Genomic DNA, 4,501 nt, shown 5'->3' with positions numbered 1-4,501 from the left:
CGTGGCACGAACGCGGGGGCACAACCGCGTCGACCATGCCCGCCCGGCAGGCTTCCTACCGGGCGTGGCCATCCACTACACATAGCGTGTGGATCACCTCTACTGGAACCTCGGCACGTGCGCGGGCGGTGCCGTGTTCGAGATCGAGTTGCGCGGCTCGACCGCCCGGGTCTGCCTGATGGACGACGACGAGTACCAGTCGTACGTCGACGGCGACGAGTACGAGTTTTTCGGCGGCTTCTACGACCTCACCCCCGTGGTCCTGCAGGTGCCCTACGACGATCACTGGTGGCTCATCGTCGACAGCTACCCCGACAACATCCGGGTCACGGTCAACCAGGTCTTCGACGACGACTGACCGCTGCCAGCCCATCACCACGTGTCCCGTCTGGCTCAAGGTTGCGGATGATCAAGGCCCGGACCAGGAGTCCGCAAGGTAGGTCCGGACATCGGCGAGCCAGATCGTCCGGACCTACCTTGCGGATTTTCGGCACCTACGAACCCGTCTCCGAGTGGCACGAGGCGCTGACCAGCAGCTCGCAAAGTTGCCCGGACGGTTCGCAAGGTCATCCGCAAAGTAAGTCTGGACTCCGCAATGTTCGCCTGGACAAGACACCACGACGGCGACGGCTTCATCAGATGAAACCTGGCAACGGTCGCAGCAAGATATGCGTTGGGTTACCCAACGCGGTCGGACCGAGCGCGGTCGACCCATGACCCCCGACCGGGCGCGGTCAGGTTGGAAGATCACGGGGTGAGCGACACACCACCGGCGTCGACGCCGGAGCCCGCACCGGCTGATTGGGCGTTGGGCCGGCGGCGCCGCCGGCGCGAGAGCGGCCGGCGCACCAACCGGGTCAACCTGCGGCTGTCCGACACCGAACTCGCCGAGCTGAACGCCGCGGCCGCGCGCACCGGGGAGACCGCCGCGGGGTACGCCGCCCGCCACGCCCTGGCCGCCGCCCGCGGCCGCGCCGACACCGACGCGCCGCCCGGCGTCGACGTCGAAGAGGTCCGCGAGATCGCCTACGGGCTGATGCAGTCCCGCACCCACCTTGGGCGCATCGGCAGCCTGCTCAACCAGGCCGTCACCGTGCTGCACTCCACCGGCGCACCGCCGGCGTACCTCGCCGACGCCGTGCAGCGCTGCGCGGCCGCCATCACCCGCGTCGACGACGCCACCCAGGCCGTCATCCGCGTGCTGAGCCCGCGACGGGTGCCCCGGCAACGGCGCGCTGACCACCGTGGTGGTGACGCCGAGCGTTAGCGGCACAGTGAGCGGCAGCGTTAGCGCCGGCGTTGCCGGAGCAAGTTGGAGGAAAAGGCAGACTTTTGGCGGTGCAAAGCCGTGTCGGACGCTGAGCGGTGACGGCCGCCGTCGAGTGTCCGGCGTCCGTCGCCCCGCCCCTGCGGGACGGGCCACCGCCCCGTCGTGGGCACGCCTGCCCTGCGGACAGCCGACCGTGCGACCGCCAAAACCGCGGCCACCCGAGTACCGCACACCTGCTGCACAAGCTGTGCGCCCTCAAGGTCAGTGACGAAATCTCGGCCTACCGTTGGTGCGATGACGGGGGTCACCGAACGCGAGATCGAAACACCGTGCGGGTGGTGCGGCAACGCCATCGTCCAGCCCGCCAGAGGCCGGAAGAAGCGCTACTGCGAGCGGTCCTGCCGGCAACGCGCCTACGAGCTGCGCACCGCCGAGCGTCGCCACCAGGGCGACGTCGACGCCGGCCGGATCCGGACCGTGCCGGCTCAACGGGTCGTCGAGCGGACCGTGCAGCCACGCCGACCGGTCACCGTCGCTCAGTGGGAAACAGCCCTGGCCGACCTCGCCGAGCAGCTGCACGCCGGCCGCTACCCGTGGGAGCGGCACCGCCTTCGCGTCGCCCTGGCCGCCGTGCTGGACGCCCTTGGCCACCCGCCGCCCGACTCCTGGATTGTCCACGGCACGCCGCTGACCGCCCGTCCCGACGCCGCCCCAGAACCACCCAGGCCAGCGCCACCGGCGGTGCTCGACGACGCCCTGGCGGCCGCTGTGTCCGCCGTGGCCGCCTGTGCCGGCCCGGACGGCATCGACACCACCTTGACCCGGCTACAGGCCCTCACCGGCCAACCTGTGCCCCTGCTCCGCGACGCGCTGCACGCCCTCGCCGACGCCGACCTTGCGGTGCTGCGGCGCCACGCCGAGCCCGTCGACGACGTCGACGCGCTGAGCGAGCACGCCCGCTTCCAGCTCCACGTCCAGCGAGGCGACGCCGCTGCGGCTGTATGAGGCGTGTGAGGCGTGTGACGGTCAGTGGCGCGGCTGAGGCAACACGGCGCGAGGCCGGTCCGCCAACAGCGGCAGGAGTCGGCAGCCGGCGTCGATCCAGTCGCGGGTGACCGGGCACAACCACCCGGCGACCTCCACCGCGCTCTGGCGCAGATCGGCAACCGGCCGGTTGAACATCGGCTCGTGATGCGCCATCCGGTTGCGGGCCTCGTGCAGCCGGCTGACCGCCGCGTGCACGGTCCGGCGCCGCTGCCCAGCCACCGCCCGATGCAGGCAGCCCCGCCACAAACTTCCGTCGTAGCGGGTCGCGAGCAGGAACCGCCAGAACCCGAGGTTCAGCTCCGCGACCACCCGCCCGGGCGTCTCCAGGCGACCGTCCCGGGTCGCCCGAGACCGCGCCTTGACGACGTCGCGGCGGCCCTCATCGCTCAGCACACCACCCGGGTCGAGGTACCAGGCCGGCTCGCCGTAGCGGCGCAGCGACCACGCGGTCAGCTCCTCATGCAGGGCGTTGCGCAGCAGCACCTCCACGTGGCCAATCGTGGTGCCCAGCGCGGCGGAGATCTCCGCGTTCCACCGGTACAGCGCGACGGCGGCCGCCAGGTCCCCGTGGCACGCCGCCCGGTACGGTGCCAACCGCTCCGGTGACCACCGCCGCTCCAACGTCAGCAACTCGGCCGCGCCGAACGTCACCATTGGCCCACCACGCTGCCGAAACGCGCTATGCTTGGCTGCGAAGACCCCGGCCAGCCTCTGCCCTTCCAGGGCACGCAGCCGGGGTTTTGACTTTCCCGGGCTCGTCGGCGGACGCGAAGCGACATGCCTGTTCAACGAACAGACACCCCGGTCAGCTTCGCCGCGACCGCCCCAATTCTTACGCCTCATACGCGTAAGAGGCGTGCTACCCCTCTCCGCGTAGTCGCTGCTCGATGACGTCGACCTGCTCGACACCGGCACGGATGATCGCGTCGAGCGCCGCGTTCTTGGAGATGCGGCCGTGGCTGCCGTAGTGCAAGCGGTCGACGGCCGCAGCGAGGGCGTCGGCGGCCGCGGTTGAGTAGTAGTACGTCCGGCGGGTCATCCCGGACGGCTCTGCGCGCCGCTCGCGGCTGCTGTCGCCAGCCCGCGGCGCTGCGGCTGTATGAGGCGTGTGAGACGTGTGAGCCGAATGAGAGGTGTGAGCCGTCCGAGGTGTCTGAGGCGTTGGATCGTCGTTGGCGCTGAACCGGCGGGAGAGCACGCCACCGGTCGACGGCGGCGGGAGGTCCTTGCGGGAGCTCATGCGTCCGCGCCGATCAGAGTCTTGGCCAGCTCCCGGTACCAGCCGGCCGCGTCCGAGCCCGGTGCGTGCTCGACGACCGGCGCGTGCAGCCGCCACGACTCGCGGATCGCGGTGCGATCACCGATGACGGCGAGCACGTCCAGGCCCTCCATCGCGTGGAACGCCTCCAGCGTCGATGTGGCGATGCGGCCGCGGCGGCCGTCGTAGAGGTTCACCACCAGGCCGGCAACGTCGAGTTGCACCTGCAGCTCCTCCTCCACGGTGCGGATCTGGTCGAACAGCAGCCGCAGCGCGTCCAGTGAGGAGTCCTCGGCCTGGACCGGGATCAGTACCGCTCCACCGGCGTGCTGGTCAGTGGGCCCGGGCCGCCGGGTGGCCACGAGGGCGTTGTCGGTCAGTGCGGCCAACGACGGCGGGCAGTCGATCAGGCAGAAGTCGTAGCCGTCCTCAAGCGCGTCGAGCAGGCGTGCCAGCCGATACTCGCGGGCACGCACGTTCGCGCCGTACATCCGCGGTTCCAGCAGGAACATGTCCGCGTTGGTGGGGATGACGTGCAGCCGCTCCCGGTAGATGGCGATCAGCTCGCCCAGTTCGCCGGACCACTCTCCGAGCAGCGCACCGGCCAGGGTTGCCGGCTCCTGGGCATCCGGCAGTCCGAGCGCCCGGGTTAGGTGGCCCTGCGGGTCGAGGTCGACCAGGAGCACGCGCTGTCCTTCTTCGGCCAACGCTGCCCCGACGTTGATTGTCGTCGCGCTTTTGCCGACGCCGCCCTTTTGGTTCGTCACCGAAATTCTGTACATGGTCGGCACGGTAGACGCCTCATACCGTTCTGAGGAGAGACACGCGTATGAGATGTGTGAAACACCTGGTCATGACGCTGTCCTCATACAGGTGTGAGGTTTCACATGCCTCTTACTTATGGTCAGCCGACCTGAATGCGAGCG

General features: G+C 69.9%; 6 protein-coding genes. 3 read left to right on the top strand and 3 right to left on the bottom strand.

Features of this window, described 5'->3' with window-relative positions:
• Window positions 1-88: 88 nt before the first annotated feature.
• From JM949_RS33895 to JM949_RS33885, 3 genes are all read left to right on the top strand, one after another.
• Window positions 89-358 (top strand): DUF1883 domain-containing protein, encoded by a 270-nt coding sequence (locus tag JM949_RS33895; RefSeq protein WP_203152110.1) that lies wholly within the window; start codon window positions 89-91, stop codon window positions 356-358.
• Window positions 359-754: 396 nt separating this feature from the next.
• Window positions 755-1,267, top strand: coding sequence for a hypothetical protein (locus JM949_RS33890; RefSeq protein ID WP_203152109.1), 513 nt, complete (start codon window positions 755-757; stop codon window positions 1,265-1,267).
• Between the two features lie 297 nt (window positions 1,268-1,564).
• Window positions 1,565-2,275: a hypothetical protein gene (locus JM949_RS33885; RefSeq protein WP_203152108.1), complete on the top strand. Its 711-nt coding sequence runs from the start codon at window positions 1,565-1,567 to the stop codon at window positions 2,273-2,275.
• A gap of 21 nt (window positions 2,276-2,296) precedes the next feature.
• Here the strand turns inward: JM949_RS33885 and JM949_RS33880 are convergent, their stop codons facing one another.
• The 3 genes from JM949_RS33880 to JM949_RS33870 form a co-directional block, all read right to left on the bottom strand.
• Window positions 2,297-2,971, bottom strand: a complete 675-nt coding sequence (locus JM949_RS33880) for an Abi family protein (protein WP_203152107.1) — start codon at window positions 2,969-2,971, stop codon at window positions 2,297-2,299.
• A 205-nt stretch (window positions 2,972-3,176) separates the two neighbouring features.
• Window positions 3,177-3,356 (bottom strand): hypothetical protein, encoded by a 180-nt coding sequence (locus JM949_RS33875; RefSeq protein ID WP_203152106.1) that lies wholly within the window; start codon window positions 3,354-3,356, stop codon window positions 3,177-3,179.
• Window positions 3,357-3,553: 197 nt separating this feature from the next.
• The gene (locus JM949_RS33870; protein WP_203152105.1) at window positions 3,554-4,357 is read right to left on the bottom strand and encodes a ParA family protein; all 804 of its coding nucleotides are present in this window, start codon (window positions 4,355-4,357) and stop codon (window positions 3,554-3,556) included.
• Window positions 4,358-4,501 lie beyond the last annotated feature (144 nt).

This window comes from Micromonospora tarensis, from assembly GCF_016803395.1.
GTDB lineage: Bacteria > Actinomycetota > Actinomycetes > Mycobacteriales > Micromonosporaceae > Micromonospora > Micromonospora tarensis.
Note: the sequence above shows the minus strand (reverse complement) of the source record. Positions and strands in the feature narration are given on the sequence as shown.